This window comes from Streptomyces sp. NPDC054847, assembly GCF_053610925.1.
Map to the genome: position 1 here is coordinate 1 of NZ_JBSGZJ010000806.1, position 1057 is coordinate 1057.

Sequence of the window (1057 nt, forward strand, 5' to 3'; positions counted from 1 at the left end):
ACGGGGCGACGGTCGCGGCCCGGACGGCTACCGGCTCGTCCATTGCTCGCGCACCGTGGGTCGGCATCCGTCCGGTCGCGTCCAGGGTCGCGTCGCGGGAGGCGCGTAGGGGCCGGTACGTCCCGCGGGCATCTAGGACGGGATCTGACCTGTTCGGGTTCTACGGTCGTCATGTCATGCAGGGCCGGAGGACCGGATGAGAGGACAGGCCGATGCACCGCACTGTGCCCGAGGGATATACGAGTGTCGCGCCGTGGGTGGTCACCGACGACACCGGCGCGCTGCTCGACTTCATCACGGCCGCGTTCGGGGGTGAGGAGCTCGCGCGGGTGCCGGTCGAGGACGGCACCATCGGTCACGGTGAGATCCGTGTCGGCGACACGGTCGTGCTCGCCTTCGACCGGCGGCCCGACTGGCCGGTGATGCCGTCACTGCTGCGGATCTACGTCCCCGACGCGGATGCCGCCATGGCCGCCGCCGTTGCCCACGGGGCACGGGTGGTCACCGAGGTCGTCGACAGTGCGTGGGGCGACCGTGGCGGCAGGGTGCGGGATCCGTTCGGCAACATCTGGTGGGTGACGAGCCGGACCGAGGACGTCGCACCGGACGTGGCCTGGCAGCGGATGTCCGAGCCGAAGTACGCCGAGTCGATGCGCATCGCCCAGGAGACCCTGGACGCGGAACTCAGCGGGCGGGAGTCGGGGGTGGCCAGTGCCCCGCAGCGCCCGGCCCGTTGAGCCCTTCGTCCCGCCCAGCCCGATGTTCCGCCTGGCCGGGCGGCGGCCGCACCCGGCACAATCCCCGCATGAAGATCACCGCGCGCGGGCTCAACCGTGCCACTCTCGCACGGCAGTTGCTCCTCGGCCGTGAGCCGCTCGACGTCGCGGAGGGGGTGCGGCGGGTGGTCGCCCTGCAGGCGCAGCAGCCCGTTTCGCCGTACATCGCCCGGTGGAACAGGCTGAGCGGTTTCGACGCGTCGGCGCTCGACGCGTCGGTGGCCGGTCTGCGGACGGTGAAGGCGACGCTGATGCAGCTGACCCTGCACGCGGTACGTGCC

At 71.8% G+C, this 1057-nt stretch carries 2 protein-coding genes; both read left to right on the top strand.

Annotation, left to right across the window (positions count from 1 at the left end; all coding sequences use genetic code 11):
• Nucleotides 1-212 precede the first annotated feature (212 nt).
• Nucleotides 213-737, top strand: coding sequence for a VOC family protein (locus ACWGH4_RS35365; protein WP_453468031.1), 525 nt, complete (start codon nt 213-215; stop codon nt 735-737).
• Between the two features lie 68 nt (nt 738-805).
• On the top strand, nt 806-1057 hold a 252-nt coding region (locus tag ACWGH4_RS35370; protein WP_453468033.1), incomplete at its 3' end, for a DNA glycosylase AlkZ-like family protein.